General features: G+C 61.9%; 17 protein-coding genes. 11 read left to right on the plus strand and 6 right to left on the minus strand.

The annotated features are described in order from the left end of the window. Positions 1–16: 16 nt before the first annotated feature. The 3 genes from X751_RS160430 to X751_RS160420 form a co-directional block, all read right to left on the minus strand. Positions 17–1,132, minus strand: coding sequence for an ABC transporter substrate-binding protein (locus tag X751_RS160430; RefSeq protein WP_023743841.1), 1,116 nt, complete (start codon positions 1,130–1,132; stop codon positions 17–19). Between the two features lie 83 nt (positions 1,133–1,215). Beyond that, entirely contained in the window at positions 1,216–2,307 is a 1,092-nt protein-coding gene (locus X751_RS160425) for an ABC transporter ATP-binding protein (RefSeq protein WP_023743842.1), read from the minus strand. Positions 2,308–2,410: 103 nt separating this feature from the next. Then, positions 2,411–3,307 carry a LysR substrate-binding domain-containing protein gene (locus X751_RS160420; RefSeq protein WP_023684774.1) on the minus strand — a complete coding sequence of 299 codons (897 nt, stop codon included), beginning with the start codon at positions 3,305–3,307 and terminating at the stop codon, positions 2,411–2,413. Positions 3,308–3,390: 83 nt separating this feature from the next. Between X751_RS160420 and X751_RS160415 the strand changes: the two genes are divergently transcribed. Both X751_RS160415 and X751_RS160410 read left to right on the plus strand, forming a co-directional pair. Then, positions 3,391–4,992: a peptidase M20 gene (locus X751_RS160415; RefSeq protein WP_031246879.1), complete on the plus strand. Its 1,602-nt coding sequence runs from the start codon at positions 3,391–3,393 to the stop codon at positions 4,990–4,992. 19 nt (positions 4,993–5,011) lie between these two features. Further along, positions 5,012–5,944 (plus strand): dimethylarginine dimethylaminohydrolase family protein, encoded by a 933-nt coding sequence (locus X751_RS160410; RefSeq protein ID WP_023743844.1) that lies wholly within the window; start codon positions 5,012–5,014, stop codon positions 5,942–5,944. A gap of 323 nt (positions 5,945–6,267) precedes the next feature. Here the strand turns inward: X751_RS160410 and X751_RS1000000168570 are convergent, their stop codons facing one another. The 3 genes from X751_RS1000000168570 to X751_RS160395 all read right to left on the minus strand — a co-directional run bounded on the left by X751_RS1000000168570 (position 6,268) and on the right by X751_RS160395 (position 7,771). After that, positions 6,268–6,378 carry an FCD domain-containing protein gene (locus X751_RS1000000168570; protein ID WP_348524571.1) on the minus strand — a complete coding sequence of 37 codons (111 nt, stop codon included), beginning with the start codon at positions 6,376–6,378 and terminating at the stop codon, positions 6,268–6,270. A gap of 288 nt (positions 6,379–6,666) precedes the next feature. After that, positions 6,667–7,089: a hypothetical protein gene (locus X751_RS160400; RefSeq protein ID WP_023684778.1), complete on the minus strand. Its 423-nt coding sequence runs from the start codon at positions 7,087–7,089 to the stop codon at positions 6,667–6,669. 130 nt (positions 7,090–7,219) lie between these two features. Continuing rightward, positions 7,220–7,771 carry a cytochrome c gene (locus tag X751_RS160395; RefSeq protein ID WP_031199434.1) on the minus strand — a complete coding sequence of 184 codons (552 nt, stop codon included), beginning with the start codon at positions 7,769–7,771 and terminating at the stop codon, positions 7,220–7,222. A gap of 530 nt (positions 7,772–8,301) precedes the next feature. On the opposite strand from X751_RS160395, the gene X751_RS160390 reads away from it, so the two are divergent. The 9 genes from X751_RS160390 to X751_RS160350 all read left to right on the plus strand — a co-directional run bounded on the left by X751_RS160390 (position 8,302) and on the right by X751_RS160350 (position 18,709). Continuing rightward, positions 8,302–9,816 carry a DUF2778 domain-containing protein gene (locus X751_RS160390; protein WP_023711880.1) on the plus strand — a complete coding sequence of 505 codons (1,515 nt, stop codon included), beginning with the start codon at positions 8,302–8,304 and terminating at the stop codon, positions 9,814–9,816. Positions 9,817–9,997: 181 nt separating this feature from the next. Further along, the gene (locus X751_RS160385) at positions 9,998–10,783 is read left to right on the plus strand and encodes a ThuA domain-containing protein (RefSeq protein ID WP_023701869.1); all 786 of its coding nucleotides are present in this window, start codon (positions 9,998–10,000) and stop codon (positions 10,781–10,783) included. A gap of 103 nt (positions 10,784–10,886) precedes the next feature. After that, on the plus strand, positions 10,887–11,945 hold the full coding sequence (locus X751_RS160380; protein ID WP_023711879.1) for a Gfo/Idh/MocA family oxidoreductase: 1,059 nt from the start codon (positions 10,887–10,889) through the stop codon (positions 11,943–11,945). A gap of 21 nt (positions 11,946–11,966) precedes the next feature. Next, on the plus strand, positions 11,967–12,368 hold the full coding sequence (locus tag X751_RS160375; protein WP_023689042.1) for a GFA family protein: 402 nt from the start codon (positions 11,967–11,969) through the stop codon (positions 12,366–12,368). Positions 12,369–12,564: 196 nt separating this feature from the next. Then, a complete protein-coding gene (locus X751_RS160370) occupies positions 12,565–13,230 on the plus strand; it encodes a hypothetical protein (protein WP_023670314.1) in 666 nt (221 codons plus the stop codon). 7 nt (positions 13,231–13,237) lie between these two features. After that, positions 13,238–15,916 (plus strand): OmpA family protein, encoded by a 2,679-nt coding sequence (locus tag X751_RS160365; RefSeq protein ID WP_027048849.1) that lies wholly within the window; start codon positions 13,238–13,240, stop codon positions 15,914–15,916. An 11-nt stretch (positions 15,917–15,927) separates the two neighbouring features. Further along, positions 15,928–16,422, plus strand: coding sequence for a Rab family GTPase (locus tag X751_RS160360; protein WP_023689040.1), 495 nt, complete (start codon positions 15,928–15,930; stop codon positions 16,420–16,422). 3 nt (positions 16,423–16,425) lie between these two features. Further along, positions 16,426–17,496: an adenylate/guanylate cyclase domain-containing protein gene (locus tag X751_RS160355; RefSeq protein ID WP_023689039.1), complete on the plus strand. Its 1,071-nt coding sequence runs from the start codon at positions 16,426–16,428 to the stop codon at positions 17,494–17,496. Positions 17,497–17,641: 145 nt separating this feature from the next. Continuing rightward, complete coding sequence (locus tag X751_RS160350; protein ID WP_023689038.1) at positions 17,642–18,709, plus strand: cyclic nucleotide-gated potassium channel; 1,068 nt, start codon at positions 17,642–17,644, stop codon at positions 18,707–18,709. Positions 18,710–18,885: the final 176 nt, after the last annotated feature.

Genomic DNA, 18,885 nt, shown 5'->3' on the forward strand with positions numbered 1-18,885 from the left:
CTCGTGCCCGGCCTGGTCAGGCCGAGATGATCTTGGTGTATTCGTCGAGTGCTGCCCCGTAATTCTTGGCGTACCAATCCATGTCGAGCGCGATCTGCTTCTTCATGTTTTCGGGATCGACCGGGTTGATGCGCTTCTTGTCGGCGGGGATCAGCGCGTCGGCGGCCGGATTGGCCGGACCCTGTCCGAGCTTGTCGAACATCACCAGTTGCTTTTGCGGATCCTGGGCGCTGGCGATGAACTTCATCGCTGCGTCCTTGCCGCCGGGGTTGCCCTTGAGCACGGCCAGCGCGCCGGGCGAAATCAGGCCCTGATCCCAGATGAACTTGATCTTGCCGCCCGAGTCCTGCTCGATCAGCGAGGCGCGGGTCGACCACACGATCGCCATCGAGGCTTCGCCGTTGAGCAGCACGCTCTGGCTCTCGGCGCCGCCGCCCCAGTAAGCCACGACGTTTTCCTTGAAAGCGGCGATCTTGTCATGCGCTCGCTTCAGGTCGAGCGGGTAGAGCGAGGCCGGCGCGATGCCGTCTGCAAGCAGCGCTGCTTCCCAGCTCGACACGCCCCATTTGTAGAGCGAGCGCTTGCCCGGAAACTTCTTCACGTCGAAGAAGTCGGCCATGCCGGTCGGCGCGTCCTTGCCGTATTTCTCCGAATCATAGGCGATGACGTAGGAGAAGAAATAGGTCGAGGCCGCGTATTCCCAGCCGAAGCCTTCACGCATCTTCTTCTTGTCGACGATGGCGTAGTCGATCGGCTCGAGCGCACCCTGCGCGCCGAGCGTGATGGCCGAGAATGGGTCGACGTCGACGAGATCCCAGGTCGGCGCGCCGCTCTTGAACTGTGCGGCAATCGCGCCTTCGGTCGGGCCCGAACCGTCCATTTTGACGGCGATGCCGGTGTCCTTGGTGAAGGCCTGGCCATAGGCGGCGTCATAAGCGGTGAGGGCATCGCCACCCCAGTTGACCAGCACCAGTTCCTTGGCCTGCGCAAACGCGCCGGTCGAGCGCAGCAGCATCGGCGTGCCGGCCAGCACGAAGGCTGCAAGCTGGGTGAATTGCCGGCGCGAAATCTCGCCGCGCACTGCCCGGGCGGATAGCCCGTCCATGGCTTGTTTTTTGCTTTGGTCTGTCATTTTAGTTCCCCTTTTTCGTTGTTGGTTCCGGTGGTTATGGCGCGCTCCAGATTCTTTGCTGGAAGACTTCGCCGTTCTCGTCGTCATCCTCCGTCCGGAAGGAGGAAACCCTTTTCCGCCGGCCAGGTCAGCCAGACGGAATTGCCTTGGCTCAGCGCCGCCGCCGCGACCTCGTTCGGCACCGAGACGGTCACCTTGGCGCCCTGGCGTGTCGTCAGATCGAGTTTGGTCGCCGCACCCAGATAGGTCGAGCCGATGGCGGTGGCGGCAATGCCGTTCTCGCCGGCGGCGGCTTCGCGCGTGATCGACATATGTTCGGGCCGGATCGCCAATATGGCATCGCCACGGACTTTCTCGGCCTTGCAGAGCATGTTGACCGCGCGGTCCTCGCAGAGGCCCGTCGAGCCATTGTCGGCGGGCTTGACCCCCTTCAACGGCAGCATGTTGATCTCGCCAAGGAACTCGGCGACGAAGCGGTTGTCCGGCCGGTCGTAGACCTCGTCCGGCGCTCCGACCTGCAGCAATTTTCCGTGGTTGAAGATGGCGACGCGCGACGACAGCGCCAGCGCCTCGCTCTGGTCGTGGGTGACGAAGACGAAGGTGGTGCCGGTCTCCTGATGCAGCCGCTTCATCTCGGCCTGCATCTGGCCGCGCAGGCTCTTGTCGAGCGCCGAGAACGGCTCGTCGAGGAGCAGCACGCCGGGTTCGAACACCAGCGCGCGCGCCAGTGCCACGCGCTGCTGCTGGCCGCCGGAAAGCTGCGCCGGCAGTTTCGTCTCATGGCCCTTGAGGCCGACGCGCTCGATCATCTCGGCAACGCGGCGCTTGATCTCGGAAGCCGATTTCTTGCGTACCTTGAGCGGGAAGGCGATGTTGGCCTCGACCGACATGTGCGGGAACAGCGCATAGCCCTGGAAGACCATGCCGGCGGCACGCTGTTCGGCCGGCCGCTCGGTGATGTCGATGCCGTCGCTGAAAAGCTTGCCGGCGGTCGGTTGCACGAAGCCGGCGAGGATCATCAGGAATGTGGTCTTGCCCGAGCCGGAGGGACCGAGCAGCGTCAAAAACTCGCCGCGGCCGATATTGAGCGTCAGATCGTCCAGCGCCTGGAACGAGCCGAAGCTCTTGCCGATCCCGATTGCCTTGATCTCTGCGGCCCGGCCGGGTTGCTGCATCCTGCCTCTTCCTTGATCGTGGCTTGAGCGTAGGGCAGTGCGCCGGCTCACCGCAACCGAATAGTTTTCGCCAGATCGGCAAATTTGATTCACGGATGGGAGGCTAGTACGGGCTGATCCGGTTCTCCGACAGCTTCGACCTCAACCACCCATTGAATGCTTCCAGCACCGGGTGGCTGGCCTTGGCATGTTCCGACACCAGGAAATACGAGCGCGGCGAGGGGATCGCGATGTCGAAGGGGCGCACCAGACGGCCTTCGCTCAGCGCCCGGCGGCTGGTCAGCTCGTCGCCCATGGCGATGCCCTGGCCGGCGATCGCCGCGGAAAAAACGAGGTTCATGTCCGAGAAGAAGATGCCGCCTTCGGTGTCGGGGTTTTCCACCTTGGACAGCGCCAGCCAGCGCGCCCAGTCCTCGGTGTCGCCGAGATGCAGGAGATTGGCGCGCAGCACGTCGGCCGGTTTTGAAAAGCCGCCGACCTTGTTGAGCAGTGTCGGGCTGCAAAGTGGCGTGAACGAGATTTCGCACAGCAACTCCACCGAGCGGTTCGGCCAGTTGCCGACGCCAAAGGCAATGAAGGCATCGGCGTCCGGATTGCTGACATCGTCCAGCCGTCTGGGCGTCAGGATCGACAGCGCCACGTCCGGATACATCTGCCGGAACTCGCCGATGTGGGTGCATAAAAACAGAGAGGCGAAGCCCGGCGTGCAGGAAACGGCGAACGAACCGCCGACGCCGGTGCCGGCCTGGCGCGTTACCGCATCGCCAAGCACGGTCAGCGCCTTCCTCACATCGGCGGCATAGCGCTGGCCGCGCGGTGTCAGCGCCACGCCCTTGCCGATGCGCTCCAGCAGGTCGAAGCCGAGGTCGCGTTCGAGGAGCCGCAACTGATGGCTGACGGCGCTGCGGGTGAGGTGCAGTTCGTCGGCGGCGCGCCAGACGCTGCCGTGACGGGCAAAACTGTCGAGGGCGCGCAGCGCCTGTGTGGAAGGTATTCGCAAGAGGCCTCAGGTGAACCGAATTTGCATGAACCGGAAAAACATATCACTTTTTGCAATGCCGCTTCACTGCTTTCTTGGGCCGCATGGAGAAACCGGTGACGACCTCGGCGCAAGCCACCGCGCTTGCCTGTCTCGATGGCATCCAGCCCTCGCTGTCGGCGTGGACGCGCACCATTTTCGATTTCGGCGAAACAGCCTGGCGCGAATACCAGTCGGCGGCCTGGTATGTCGCGCGGCTGAAGCATGAGGGCTTTTCGGTCGAGGAAGGGTCGGCCGGCATGCCGACCGCCTTCTGTGCCCACTGGACGAATGGCCCAGGTCCGACCATCGGCATGTACAGCGAATATGACGCTGTGCCCGGTAATTGCCAGGATGCGGCAACGGTGAAGAGGCCCCGCCCGGGCCTCGGCGTCGAGGCCGGCGGCCACACCGATCCGCATTCCGGACTAGGCATTGCCAGCCTCGGCGGACTTCTGGTCACCAAGGCGGCAATGCAACGCCACGGCATCAAGGGGACGCTGCGCTTCACCGGCGAGCCGGCCGAGAAGGTCAGGGGCTCGAAGCCGATCCATGCAGCCAAAGGCTATTATGACGGCCTTGCCGGCATGATCTCGTTCCATCCCTTCTATATGCTGCCGCTCTGCAACACGGCGCGTTGGGACACGCATTGCGGCGCGGCCTACGCGATGATCTACCGATTTGTCTGCGACGAACCCGAAAACTGGGTTCGCGCAAGCGATGGCGCGCCGATCCCGCAGGCGCATTCGGCGGTGCGGGCGCCCGGCGCCAATGACGCGCTGATGACGATGTACATGACCTCCAAGGCGCTGCGCGATTCCATGCTGCCTCACCAGGGCGGCTGGTCGATCAGCGAGGCGATCCTCACCGCCGGGCAGGCGACCGCCGACAATCTGCCGGCGGGGCTGGCCGAGATCCAGTACATGATCCGCGTGCCGACCATTGCCATGGCAGAGCAGGTCACCGCGGTGCTCGACCGTAATGCGGCCGCGGCCGCGGCGGTCAGCGGTTGTCGCTATGAGCGCCATTGGGTGTCGAAGTCGAGGCCGGGCCTCGCCAATCACGCCATGGCGGGGATTGCCTATGAGGCGCTGTCCACCGTTGGCGCTCCGAGCTGGGACGAGGCGGCGAAAGCGATCGGTCGCGAGGTCCAGGTCAATGCCGGCGGCACCGCGACCGACAACCCTTTCATCGACGAGATGGAGCGGCTGGTTGCGCCGCAAGAGGCCGAGGCAATCCTGCGCCGCGATTTGCCTCCGTCGCAGATCAACTCGACCTCCGACGACTACACCGACATGTCGTGGCACACGCCGACCGCACGCTTCTATGTCGCTCGCCCGGCGCTGCGCTCGGCGAATGGCCATGCCTATCCATCCTGGGCGATGAACGCGCTGGGCGGTATCTCGGCCACCATCGACCCGATGGTCATTTGCGCCGCCAAGACGGTTGCGCTTGCAGCCCTCCGCCTGCTCGAGGACAAGGCCGCGCGCGATGCGGCCATGGACGAATTCGTCACCCGCAGCGGCGGCGGCATTGGTGGCTCCAACTGGATCGCGCCGCTTTGCGACTATGACCCGCCGATCAATTTCCGCTGGCCGGAATATGTCACCACCGCGCGGGGGCGCGATTGGTGGATTCCGAGCAGCCAATCCAATCAAGCTGCATAGTCAAATCGAGGAGAACCTTATGACCGTCCATGATCGCATCATCGCCGAACCGTTCTCGCTGCAGCGCCGCAATCCCGCCGGCGGCACCAAGCCGCTGACGTCATGGGGCTTTGCCAACGAGACCGACGTGCTGACAGACGTGTTGCTCGGCTCGCCAAACTTCCTGCGCCACCTCTCGACCAGCTCGCTGTCGCGCAAGCATTTGCGCGAAGCGCCCTGCAACGTCCAGATCGCGCAGGCGCAGCACAAGGACCTCGTCGCCGCCTACGAGCATTTCGGCGTCAACATCCACTGGCACGAGCCGACGCCGGAACTGCCGATGCAGGTCTATTCCAGAGACTCCAGCGTCATGACGCCCTACGGCGCCTTCATCACCGCCATGGCCAATTGGTGGCGGCGCGGCGAGAACTATGCCGCCATCCGCACCTATGAAAAGCTCGGCATCCCCATCTACGACATGGTCACGGCTGGCACCTTCGAAGGCGGCGACTTCAACGTCATCGAGGAGGGCGTGGTGCTGATCGGCTGCGGCGGCGCCCGCACGCAGGAAGAGGGCGCCCGCCAGGTGCAGGACTGGTTCGAAAAGGAAGGCTGGGAAACGCGCCTCGCCTTCATCGACGAATATTACGTCCATATCGACCTGATGGTGGTGCCGATCGCCGAGAAGCTCACCGCGGTGTGCCTCGCCTGCACCGAGCCCGGCATCGTCGACTGGCTGAAGGGCCAGGGCCACGAGATCATCGACGTGCCCTTCCAGGACACGATGGCGCTCGGCTGCAACTTCATGTCGCTCGGCAAGGACAGGGTGATCGCGCCGACGTCGAGCCAGTCGCTGATCGGCCAACTCAAAGCGCGCGGCTTCGAGGTTGCTGCCGTCGACATGAGCGAGATTTCCAAGACCGGCGGCGGCATTCACTGCATGGCGCAGGCGCTGAAGCGCGAGCCGGCGTAACGGCACGAATTGCCGCCGGGACCTGTGACGGACTGCTGCCAGATTTGACAAAACGGGCCCGGCAGACGAAATTGATGCTATTAAGGAGGGATTCTGTGAAAAAAACCTACGAAAGGCCGAGTCTGGCCAAAGCCGGCAAACTGGGATCGCTGGTCGCTTCGAACCCGTCGAAGCCCGCCCCCTGAGCGCAACCAGCCGCTGAAGGCCGAAATTCGGTCGTCCTGGTTATCGGCGACCGGATCGCGCTGTATGATTGAAGGGAGCCCGCCGGCTTTGAACGGCGGGCTTTTTGCTTTGCGCCAGAGCGCTGCCGCGTCTGCCGGCTAGTCCAATCTGCCCGAACCTGAGTTGAACTTGCGCCGGGCGTTTTCCAGATGCGCCCGCATCGCTTGGCCGGCCGCTTCCGGGTCGCGGCGCTCGATCGCCTCGAACACCGCCTGGTGGCCGGCAAAACTCGTGCGGTTTTCGATCTCCGTATTGGCTACGTGGATGCGCTGATTGATCAGCCATTCGACCTAGCCGTTGATTTTGAAACCAAGCCAGCTTCCCCAAAAGATCATGCCCAAACAAAGCCATAGCGCGAAGACCACATGCGCGCCGTTCCCGCCCGCCCGGCGATCAGGGAGTGGCTGGCGTGAGATGGCCGCGCTGACGACGGAACGAGATCGCCTCGTCTGGCCGGCCGGACTCGCGACGGCGTGGTCCGGCCGGAATTCCATCTGCTATGCGGGTATCAATACGGCGATGCGATGCACGCCGACCTCCTTGCTTGTATTCGTCGCTTCATCGGTCTTGCCCTTGGAGCAGGTGTACATATCACCCGTCTTGAGCTTGAATTCCTTGTCCGCTTTCTTGATCGTGAATGCACCTGAGGTAATGGTGCACACCATGTCGTTGTCCATCACGGTTTGAGGAGCATGTGCTCCGGGCTGAAACACAACGTCGATAATTGCGATGCTCTTGTAGGCGGGAATGTCTGCATTGCCGGTGCCGACCTCCACCACCCTGACACCGGGCGCAATCTCCTTGCCCTCTTTCGGGCCGTATTTCTTGATTTTTGCCGATGCCGCCAAGGTGAACAAAGGCGCTACCGCGGCGGTCGTCAGACCGAGGGCAATTGCAGACCTGCGATTCATGGTTTTCATTGCATCCTCCCGATGCTCGTCATGCATGGATATGCACGACCGGCGATATATTAGCACAAACGAATTTACTTGTATGCAAAGTGACTGTGGCGCGGGCCAGCAAGAAAATGCTCCGCCGGATAATGTCGCTTCACTGTACCTTTTGCCGGAATTTCGAATGACAGGTCGAGCAATCCTGCAGGATGAGATGCAGGATATGCTCCGCCGGCAGTTTGGTCGGATCGGCTTCCTCTGGAATCGAGCGCTTGCCGAGCAGGCTGCCGCCGCCCATCGCCAGGCCGGTGCCCATGCGCATGTCATCGGTGATGACGGCCGGCGCGCTTTCGGCCTTGGCGGCCAGAGCGTCGGCCAGCGTTCCGATATGATTTGCCAGGGCCTCGAATTCCGCCCGTGACTGATCGATCTCCAGCCTGGCCTGCGAAGGCGGTCCAAGCGAGCCGCTCGGAAATTCGGCAATCAGGGCAGGGCCGGTGCGAGCGCGCAGCGTGTCCGCTGCCGCCTTGAAGGCTGCGGCGTCATAGGGTTGCCTGCGGTCGAACATGCCGGCAATGGTTTTCGCAGCCGCCGCCATCTCCTTCATCGACGCCTGGCGGGCCGCGACGATCGGCCCGCTGCCGACGGAGGCGCCCATCGTAAGGGCACAGACCAGCCACAGCAGCGCCGCTTTCACAGTCCATCTCACGGCGCCATGTCCTTGCCCCATCCATCCGTGCTCAGCCAGCCGCAGCAGGGGTTCGACCTGCAGTCGGATTCTTCGGTCGTGATGCCGGTTCTCATCGGTAAATTTCCGTCGCCGGAGGTCTCCGTCTCTGAGCAGATAGACCTTCCAGCCACCGGAAGGTCAACTGATTGAGAAGGCCGATCAGCGGGCAATCAGCACAGGCTTGCAGCAAGCTGACGCAGCGTTTCCTTGACTTGGATCGCAAAAACGGGCAGCAAGGCGGGGGTGAGGGAGAGCATTCTACCGTGGCGCAGACCATGGAGTGCTCTTTTTTTCGTATCAGGCGCCGCATAATCGGTGGCTGATGGAGGGATTGGTTAACCAACTTTGTCCATCTTTTGATTCAATCGGCAACAGACGCGAAAGGTGCAGGGGGCACCAGCGAACTGTGGATGTCACGGATGCGAGGGTCGCAAGCCTGCATGCCGATTGAGAGTGGTTGTATGGCGTTTTTGCGTTTGAAAGACCGGGGCGATACTCCTGAACGGGGTTTGACTTCGAAGAGATCCGGCCAGCGCTGGGTGGTGGTGCCGGTTGTCGGCGCGGCCTTGGCGCTGTGGTCGGTGGCAACCATGGCCGGCCTCTATTCGCTCGGTACCTCGCTCACCGCAGCCTCCAACAGCCTTCCGCACAGTCTGCTTCTGCCGAACGCAGCACTTGCCGATTCGCGCCGCAGCCTCGCCAATTCGTGGGCGCCGCGGCTTTCGGCGCAAAAATCACAGGCCTCGCTGCTCAGCCAATGCGACGCCGGCTGCGCGCATGCCGCCGCGAACTTCGCGCATGACGGCAAGATGGCGCGGCTGAAGCCGGCCACGCACGCTGTGGCCCCGAGCAGTGTCGCCTCAAACATTGCGCCAAACACCAGCGTCGCTCTCGCCACTTCGCGCGGCATGCGCTTCGACGGCGTGGTGGCCAAGGCAGAACTGTCGCCGCAAAAGCTGGCTGCCGCCTTCGCCAAGGCCTCGAATGCGCCCTTCATGCTTGCCAGCCTTCCGGTCGCTGCCCGTTTCGCCGAAGTCCGGCTGCCCGATCAGCATGGCCCGGCCTCGGAACGCTTTGGGCCGGAAGTGGCTGAGATCGAACGCTCATCGCGCCTGGCGCTGGCGCTGGCCAACAGCTTGCCGGAAGACGCTGACATGCTGGCGCCGCCGCCGGCCGTTGAAGCAATCGCCGGAGGGCAGGATCCTGAGCAGGCCGAGGTCCAGGTCGCTTCGCTGCCGCCGCAGGACGATCTGCCCGACAACATTGCGTTGCCCGGTTGGCGTCCACGCGCCGAAACCGCTCAGCCTGCCGAGGCTCGGCAAGCCAGCAAGCCCAGGGCAGCCAAGCCACAGACCGACAGGACGCCCGAGAGCCCCGCACCCCAGTCGCCGGGCAATTCGTCGCCGCGCTCGCCACGCAGTACTTCGGAGGTCGCCGCACTGCCTGGCGTGCCAGACAGCCAGAGCATCCAATCAAGCCGGATCAAGCCTGGCAAACGGTCGAAGACACAGGCCGGCGAGATGCTGGCCTATGCCAAGCCGGACGTCCCGGCGGGCGGTGTCGGTCGCGCCTTCAAGGATCTGTTCGCCACGCCCGGAATGGGCGGCGGCGTCGCCGTGTACGATATCTCGGCCAAGACCGTCTATATGCCGGACGGCTCGCGGCTGGAGGCCCATTCGGGGCTGGGTTCGATGGTCGACCAGCCGCGCTTCGTGCACAAGAAGAATGTCGGCCCGACGCCGCCCAACACCTATGATCTGCGACTGCGCGAATCCCGCTTCCATGGCGTCGAGGCGCTCCGTCTCACTCCCGTCAGCGGCGGCAATAAATACGGCCGCGACGGCCTGCTCGCCCACACCTACATGCTGCGCGGCGGCCGTGCGGAATCCAATGGCTGCGTCGTCTTCAAGGACTACGCCCGCTTCCTTGCCGCCTACAAGAAGGGCAAGATCAAGCGCCTCGTCGTCGTGCCGCGCCTGACCAAGCCGCTGACGCGGGTCGCTCAGGAAGGCCGGGGAGCGTAAGGCAGTAGGCAGTAGGCAGTAGGCAGTAGGCAGTAGGCAGTAGGCAGTAGGGCCCAGGAGCGTCCATCGTCTGTTCCTTGTTTTTCTGCCCCTATTGCCTATTCCCCACTGCCTATTCCCTTTTCACCCCCAGGCAGACTATGAGTGACCCCTGCGGGTCGGCTTCACCACGAGGACATCCATGACAATACGCGCTGTCGTTTGGGGCGAGAACATCCATGAGCGGACCAATGAGGTGGTCGCAGCCCTCTATCCCGAGGGCATGCACACGACCATCGCCAAGGCGCTGAATGCCGACAAGGCGATCTCCGCCTCGACCGCCACGCTCGAGCAGCCGGAGCACGGCCTGCCGGCCGACCGTCTGGCCGAGACCGACGTGCTGGTCTGGTGGGGCCACAAGGATCATGGCGCGGTGGCCGACGAGATCGTCGAGCGCGTCGCCCGCCGCGTTTGGGAGGGGATGGGGCTGATCGTTCTCCATTCCGGCCATTTCTCGAAAATCTTCAAGCGGCTGATGGGCACGCCCTGCACGCTGAAATGGCGCGAGGCGGGCGAGCGCGAGCGGCTTTGGGTGACCAGTCCCAGCCATCCGATCGCCGAAGGCGTCGGCGAATATTTCGAGCTCGAGAATGAAGAAATGTATGGCGAGCAGTTCGCCGTGCCCGAACCGCTGGAGACCGTCTTCATCTCCTGGTTCCAGGGCGGCGAGGTGTTCCGTTCTGGGCTGACCTATCGCCGCGGCGCCGGCAATGTCTTCTACTTCCGCCCGGGCCACGAGACCTATCCGACCTATCACGACGCCAATGTGCACAAGGTGCTGCGCAATGCGGTGAAGTGGGCGCACAATCCGCAGGGCACCAAGTCGGCGATCCTTGAGGCGCCGAACGTACCGGTCGAGAAGGCGCTGGAGCCGATCGTCGAGCGCGGCGGCAAGCTGCACGCTTCGGGCGAGGCCGGCTTCCGCTAAAGCAAAATCCAGGAAAAAAGGCGTAGCGGCTTTCCGCATGGGTTTCCTAGACCGTATCTGCGCCATATGATTGAATCGAACCAATTCGCTCGGAGTGCAGAGAATGCGGCTTTTGATACTGGGTACCGGCTGGATGGCGCAGGAGCATGCCCGCCGCTTCGGCGGTATCGACGGCGTCGAGATCGTCGGTGCTGTCGACGTCGATGAACAGCGCGTTGGCGAATTTGCCGACGGGTTCAAGATACCGAAGCGATTCACATCGCTGGAAGACGCGCTGGCGTGGGGCGAGTTCGATGCGGTCGCCAACGTCACGCCCGACCGCATTCACCACCCGACCACCATGGCGCTGATCGCGGCCGGCAAGCCGGTGCTGTGCGAAAAGCCGCTGGCCGAAGACTTCGGCAAGGCAAGCGAGATGGCCAAAGCGGCTGAGGCCGCCGGCATCGTCAACATGGTCAATCTCACCTATCGCAATGTCGCTGCCTTGCAGAAGGCGCGGCAGATGGTGCTGGCCGGCGAGATCGGCACCGTCCGCCACGTCGAGTCCTCCTATCTGCAGAGCTGGCTGGTGTCGAAATTCTGGGGCGACTGGCGCACCGACCCGAAATGGCTGTGGCGGCTGTCGCGTGACCACGGCTCCAACGGCGTGCTCGGCGATGTCGGCATCCACATCCTCGATTTCGCCAGCTATGGCGCCGCACTCGACATCGACCACGTGTTTTGCCGGCTGCGCACCTTCGACAAGGCGCCAGGCAACCGCATCGGCGAATACGACCTCGACGCCAATGACAGCTTCGCCATGACGCTGGATTTCTCCAACAGCGCCTTTGGCGTCGTTCACGGCAGCCGCTGGGCGACCGGCCACATCAACGAATTGCGCCTGCGCATCTATGGCGACAAGGGCGGCATCGAAGTCGTGCACAATCTCGAGGGTTCGGAACTGAAGGCGTGTGTCGGCGAGGATATCGAGAACGGCAAATGGCAGGTGCTCGACGCCGGCACGGTGCCGACCAATTACCAGCGCTTCGTCGATGCGGTTCGCAGCGGCGTGCAGGCCGAGCCTTCATTCCACCATGCCGCCGAACTGCAGAAGGTGCTGGATCTGGCCATGGTTTCGGAACAGAAGCGGACGGAACTGAGGGCCAGCGCCGATACGCAGTGATGTGAAGGGGAGGAAGAAACTATGGTCTCGCGCCGCGCGCAATGTCTCTGCGGCCAGCTTTCAGCCGTCTGTTCGGGCGAGCCGGTGCGCATCTCGGTCTGCCACTGCCTCGACTGCAAGCGCCGCACCGGCAGCGCCTTCAGCTACAATGTCCGGTTTGCGCAAGCTGATGTATCGATCGAGGGGCGGGCGAAGCAGTTCACGCGCACCGGCGACGAGGGCGGCCGCGTCATCTACAATTTCTGTCCGGAGTGCGGCGCCGCCGTCCACTATCGCATCGACACGCAACCCGGCGTGATCGCCATTCCCGTCGGCGCCTTCGCCGACCCGTCGTTCCCGCCGCCATTTCAGTCTTTTTACCACGAAAGCCGGCGCTGTGAGTGGGTCGAGATCAATGCCGAGCCGCTGGCGACGTTCGACTGAAGGCCGCTTTTTGGATACCCGGAACCGTCCGCACGCTCCGCGCCTTCAAGAGGGCATCGCCCCTGATTGCCATTGCCGGGCCGTTAGCCATCGCGCTCGGCTGCCCCATGAATAGGCATAAGTCAAGACGAATCCGGCTTGCGGCCCGATTGCTGACATGCTTACCTGACGGCATGTGTTCAATGGGGGTATATGGATGGCTAAGGAATCTTCGAATTCCGCTTCTTCAGAAAAGAAGGCGGACGTAAATCTGATAGGTAACACAGAAGGAAACGGGCTGAACTTCATGGGAGTTCAGGCTCGCGAAAACGGAACCGCCGGCGACGCCGTCGGTGTCGACAAGATCCGTGACCTGCTGTTCGGCAACCAGATGCAGGACTATGACCGCCGTTTTTCCAAGCTTGAAGAACGGGTGTTGCAGCGCTTCAAGGATGTCGAGTCCGAGGCCAAGCGCAATCTCGAAATGTACGAGTCGAATGCAAAGAAGCAGATCGATTCGCTTGCAGGGCAATTACGGAGCGAAAAAGATTCACGAGCCGATGCCGACAAAGAGATCGACCGGAATCTTCGCGAGCAAAACCAGGCTCTTGAAAAGCAGGTGCGCACGTTGTCGGATCAGTTGAGCGCGCTCGAGCGCGACGTTTCGGACCGGATAAATCGAAACGATCATTTGCTGCGTGAGGAAATCAAGCAGAAGAATGAAGGCGTTCAGATGCTGATCGAGAAGATGTTTGCCGACCTCAGCAACGTCAAGACCGACCGAAATCTTTTGGCTGGCCTGTTTGTCGAGGTTGCAAAGTGTCTCAATCAGGATCCCGTCGGGAGCAAGAGCAACTCGGACCGTAGCTGGAAAGTGAGTTGATGGGACCTTGACGTCCACCGTCGACCCATTCAACCTTCCGCAAAGAACAGCCTCGAACGATACAGAGATTGATCGCGAGGCTCTGGCTCGTCTTTTGATCGAAATTGCCCGGAACGTTGATCCGGACTACCGTGCGCAGTTCGAGGCGGTTCCAACCGCCGATCCGCGCATGGAAACGCTGCGGCAGTTGCTGGTCAGCCGCGAAATCTCCGAGCTTTCACGCGTCACGCATCTGCTCGACGAACCCGAGCAGCTTGCGGCGGCCGTGGGCGACGTTCTTCCCAGTGCTGCCGGACGAGCGCCTTACGCGCAACTCGGCGAGGCGCTTGCGCCAGCTGTCGAACGGGCTGTGCAACGGTCGATCCAGAAGAGCCCGCGCACGCTGACGGACATATTGTACCCGGTGTTTCTGCCGGCAATTCGCAAGTCGATCGGCGAAAAGATCGACCAGACCTTTCAGTCGCTGAATGAAACTCTAAGGCACATATTCACCTGGCACGGGCTCAAGTGGAGACTTGAAGCCTGGAGAACAGGGGCAAGCTTCTCCGCAGTTGTTCTGAAGCATTCCCTTGTCTACCGTGTGGAACATGCCTTTCTCATTCATCGGAATTCCGGCCTTTTGATAGCGCATGTAACTGCCGACAATGCGACGAGCGAAGATCCTCAGCTCATTTCTTCGATGCTCAGTGCGATTCAGGATTTTGTAAAAGACTCATTTAACGAGAAAGAGCAGAGCGGCCTGGACACAATCCGTTTCGGCGAGCTTCGTCTCTGGTCGGAAGTTGGACCGTTTGCGACACTGGTTTCGGTGATCCGGGGAAATCCGCCGGAGGAATTGCATGAAATCGTTCGCGATGTGTTGCTTCGCATCCATGAGCAATCCTCAGAGGCTTTAGAGCAGTTCGACGGCGACGGTTCGCAGCTGGCCTCCGTAGAGGCGCAGTTGCAGACCTGCGTCGAGCTCAAGCAAGAGGAATCAAACGACGGATTTCCGTGGCTGGTGGCGGCCGTTGCCCTGTTGCTCTTGAGTCTGGCAGGCGTTTGGTACTTTCTTTCCTGGCAATCAGCGCAGCGCTGGCAGGCTTACGTGTCGCGCTGGCAGGCTTACGTGTCGCGAGTGGAGGCCCAGCCGGGCATCATCGTTGCCGAACAGCAGGTACGCGATGGCCAGTTCTATATTGCCGGCCTGAGGGACCCGCTTGCCGTCGACCCGCGGTCGCTGTTGTCAGGCACGGGAGTCGATCCGGCCGGGGTTCATTCGCAATGGCAATTTTATCAGAGCCTTGAGCCGGAGTTCGTGCTGAAGAGGCTGACGGCGTCGCTGGCTCCGCCGGATTCAGTGCGACTTTCGATTGTCGATGGCCGCATCGTCGCCGAGGGTGAGGCTCCCGACACCTGGATCAGCCGGGCGCGCGCGGCGGCCCAGCAGCTTTCGGCAGGCGGGCCGGTCTTCGATATCTCGGGGGTTCGTGACGTAAGTCCCCAAGTGCGCGAGGCGGAGCGCTGGCACGCCTATGTGTCGCGACTGGAGACCCAGCCGGGCATCATCGTTGCAGACCAAAAGATAAGCGACGGCCAATTCTATATTGCCGGCCTGCGAGACCCGCTTGGCGCCGATCCGCAGTCGCTGTTGTCGGGAACAGAGGTCGATCCCGCCCGGGTTCATGCGCAGTGGCAGTTCTATCAGAGCCTTGAGCCGGAGTTCGTGCTGAAGCGGCTGACGGCGTCGCTGTATCCGCCGGATACAGTACGACTTTCGATCGTCGATGATCGCATCGTTGCCGAGGGTGAGGCTCCAGACACCTGGATCGATCGCGCGCGCGCGGCGGCCCGGCAGCTTTCGGCAGGCGGACCCGAATTCGACATCTCCAAGGTTCGTGACGTGAGCCCCGAAGCACGCGCGGCGGAGCACTGGCAGTATTATGTGTCGCGACTTGAGGCCCAATCGGGAATCATCGTCGCCCAACAAAGCGCGAGGGGCGGACATTTCTACATTTCCGGCTTGAGAGACCCGCTTGCCGCCGACCCGCAAGCCCTGCTCTCCGGAACGGACGTTGATCCTGCCCGCGTTCATGCACAGTGGCAATTCTATCAGAGCCTTGATCCGAAGTTTGTGGTGAAGCGGCTGACGGCGGCGCTGTCCCCGCCGAAAACCGTTCAGCTCTCGATCATCCAGGGTCGCATCGTGGCCGTGGGTGAGGCTCCTGCCGGCTGGATCAACCGCGCGCGGGCCGCCGCTGAACAACTTTCGGCGGACGGAGTGGTTCTGGATGTCTCGCAACTGCGTGAGCTGAACCTTGCAGAACTTAATCATTTGAGGCAGGCCATCCAGACGACCGATATTTTCTTCTCTTCCGGCAAGGTTGTGCCGGGACCGGAGCAGACGCCGGTTCTCGACAGGTTGGCGGATCAAATAAAGGAATTCGCCCAGAGTGCCCGCAATTCCGGCGTAACGGCGCGGTTCATGTTGACCGGGCATTCGGACACCACGGGCCGTGAGACGGCCAACGCGTCGATCAGCGCCGCCCGCGCCGAGACAGTTCGTGCGCTTCTCAACAAGCGGGGCGTCGCTCCCGAATTGCTGCTGGTTCGGGGCGCGGGCACTTTTGAGCCGGCTGTACCTGAAAACAGTCTAACCGGTAGCTCCACCAATCGCCGGGTTTCGATTACCGTAAACCTGGACTAGCGGAGCTCAACATGTTGCAAAAAAAGATCTGCATGCTGGGCGGTTTCGCTGTCGGAAAGACGAGTCTGGTCCGCAGGTTTGTGCAGAGCATCTTCTCAGAAACCTACTTGACCACCGTTGGAGTGAAAATCGACAAGAAGAGCGTCGCGCTCCCGGACAAAACCGTGGATCTGATTTTGTGGGATTTGGCCGGCGAGGACGATATCGGCTCATTCCGCGTCAGCTATGTTCGCGGTGCAACCGGGCTCGTGCTAGTCGTCGATGGAACCCGCGCCGCTACTCTTGCCGTGGCACTCACGCTGCGCGAACGGGTCGAGGCCGAATTCGGCGCCATGCCGTTCGTATTGCTGTTCAACAAGTCCGATCTGGCCGATCGGTGGGCGATATCGGATCGTGAGATCAACGAGTTGAGGCAACGTGGATGGCAAATCTATCTAACAAGTGCGCTCTCGGGCGAGCAGGTAGATGACGCCTTTCGTCAACTTGCCTTGATGGTCACCAAATAGACCATGCATGAATTGCCAAAAGAAGTCAGAAATTGGTTTTTCAATTTCTTCTTCGACGGGCACGCTGTCGCTTATCTGAAAATCGACCCTGAGCTTTGCATAGCTGCCAAGGGCGGTAATGTTGAACATTACGGGCTGTCATCACTTCGCATCGGCAAGCCTGTTGCCGAGCAGCTTGAATTCATGGAGGGTTTGCTGCCTTGCCCGGAGCTTCCGTTTCGCATGGACATGGTTGAACTGCCCGGCGGGCGTGTCGCCGACCTCCATTTTTTTGCTGACAATGCGTTCGTGTGGCTGCTTTTTCTGGACGCCACTGCCGAACGAGACAACAGGCAGCGGCTTCAACAGAAGGCCTATGAAATGACGCTCCTGCAAGAGAGGGAGCGTCAACTCAACGAAAAATTGCAATCGACGAACGAGGCGTTGAGGAAGAGCCAGGAGGGATTGGCGCGTGAATATCAGCGCGCCGAAAACCTGCTCCTCAACATTCTCCCGGCCTCGATCGCGGAGCGATTGAAAGCGCAAAAGAAAATTGCCGACAACCACGCAGAGGTGAGTGTGCTTTTTGCCGACATCGTCGGTTTTACGGAACGAGCGCGCAGCGTCGGAGCGGTGACGACGCTCGCTATATTAAACTACTTCTTCAAGGCGGCGGATCGGCTCTCTGAGCGATACGGCTGCGAAAAGATCAAAACAATTGGCGATTGTGTGATGGTGGTCGCCGGCCTGCCCACGGCGCGATCCGATCATGCAAAGGCCCTCACGCGCTATGCGATTGAGCTGCGCAAAGCGGTCAAGCGGGAACGCTTCGCAGGAGAGCCGATAAGGCTGAGAATTGGAATTCACTCAGGACCGATCGTCGCCGGCGTCATAGGCAAGAGGCGGTTCGCTTATGACCTGTGGGGTGAGACCGTTAATCTCGCCTCGCGTATTCAAACGTCCGCGGAGCCCGATGAAATCCGTATTTCCGATGCAACTTACCAGCTGCTTGGACCGAAATTTGCTTGCGACCCACTCGAGGAAACGGAATTGCGCGGTGCGGGTCGCGTGCGAATGTGGCGGCTCCCGAGCTGATCCGTCGCCTGCAGTGCGACCGTGGAGCGCCGATAGCGGCGCCCGACAGGAGTTGGCGTGACCAGATCTTGCGATCGCAAAGCACCCTTTGCGCTTGCCCGGAAGGCCTCTATTCTGGAGCACAGTGGCCGCTGGTGGGCATAGAATGTCGGTACTGCCTTTCTTGAGAATTTACGCGCCGCTAAACGCGGTGCTGGCTGCGCCTGGGCTTCTGGCGGTGGCTGCGCTTACGATGCCGAACATGTCCGGACGAAGCAGACTGCTTCTGGCTGCCGTGCTCGCTGTAATTTGGGCCGCCTATCTTCTGCAGATGGCTGAGACCCTGCTCAAGCGCTGGGCGGGAGACCTCAGGGACAGGACGCCGGCAATCGCGATCGATGTGCTCGCGGTTTTGGTTCCAGTCGCCGCATTTCTGCTCGACGGCACGCCCGACCGGAGCCTCTACTGTGCTGTCTGGCTGCTGAAGCCGCTGCGCGACTCGACCTTCTTCCCGCTGCTTGGCAGGGTTCTGGCCAACGAAGCGCGCAACCTGGTCGGCGTCACCACGGTCTTCGGCCTGGTTCTGTTCGGTGTCGCACTCGCGGCCTATGTCATCGAGCGCGACGTCCAACCGGAAAAGTTCGGCAGCATCCCCGAGACAATGTGGTGGGCGGTGGTCACGCTGTCCACTACCGGCTATGGCGACGACATTCCGCAAAGCTTCGCCGGCCGCGTCCTTGCCGGGGCTGTCATGATGTGTGGCATCGGCATCTTCGGGCTCTGGGCCGGCATTCTTGCCTCCGGCTTTTATCAAGAAGTCCGTCGCGAGGATTTCGTCCGCAATTGGCAATTGATTGCCGGCGTTCCGTTGTTTCAGAAGCTTGGCCCGGCCACGCTGGTCGAGATCGTGCGCGCGTTAAGGCCTCGCACGGTGCCGGCGGGCGCCGTGATCTGCCGCAGTGGCGAGACCGGTGATCGGATGTTCTTCGTCGTGGAGGGCCGCGTCAGCGTCGCGACGCCCAACCCGGTGGAGCTTGGCCCTGGCGCCTTCTTCGGCGAGATGGCGCTGATCAGCGGCGAACCGCGTATGGCGACCGTCACTGCCGCAACTTCTGTCTCACTCCTGTCGCTGCACGCGGCGGATTTCCAGATGCTGTGCAGCAGCAGCCCGGAAATCGCGGAAATCATCCGCAGGACCGCGCTCGAGCGGCGCGGCGCGGCGCCGGTGGCTTGACTGGTGGCCCGGCTGGAACTGGATGGTACGGCTCTATCGACCACGCGCGAAGGTTCTGGACGGCACGTGGAAGGTCCCAGAGGCGTAGCCGGAGACCTAAACGTAGCCGATCCACTCTACCGGCGGCTCGTTGTTTGGCGCTGTGCGTCGACAGTTCCTGCCCCGCGGCCTTTCGG

Origin of the sequence: Mesorhizobium sp. LNJC394B00, assembly GCF_000502555.1 — a bacterium.
GTDB lineage: Bacteria > Pseudomonadota > Alphaproteobacteria > Rhizobiales > Rhizobiaceae > Mesorhizobium.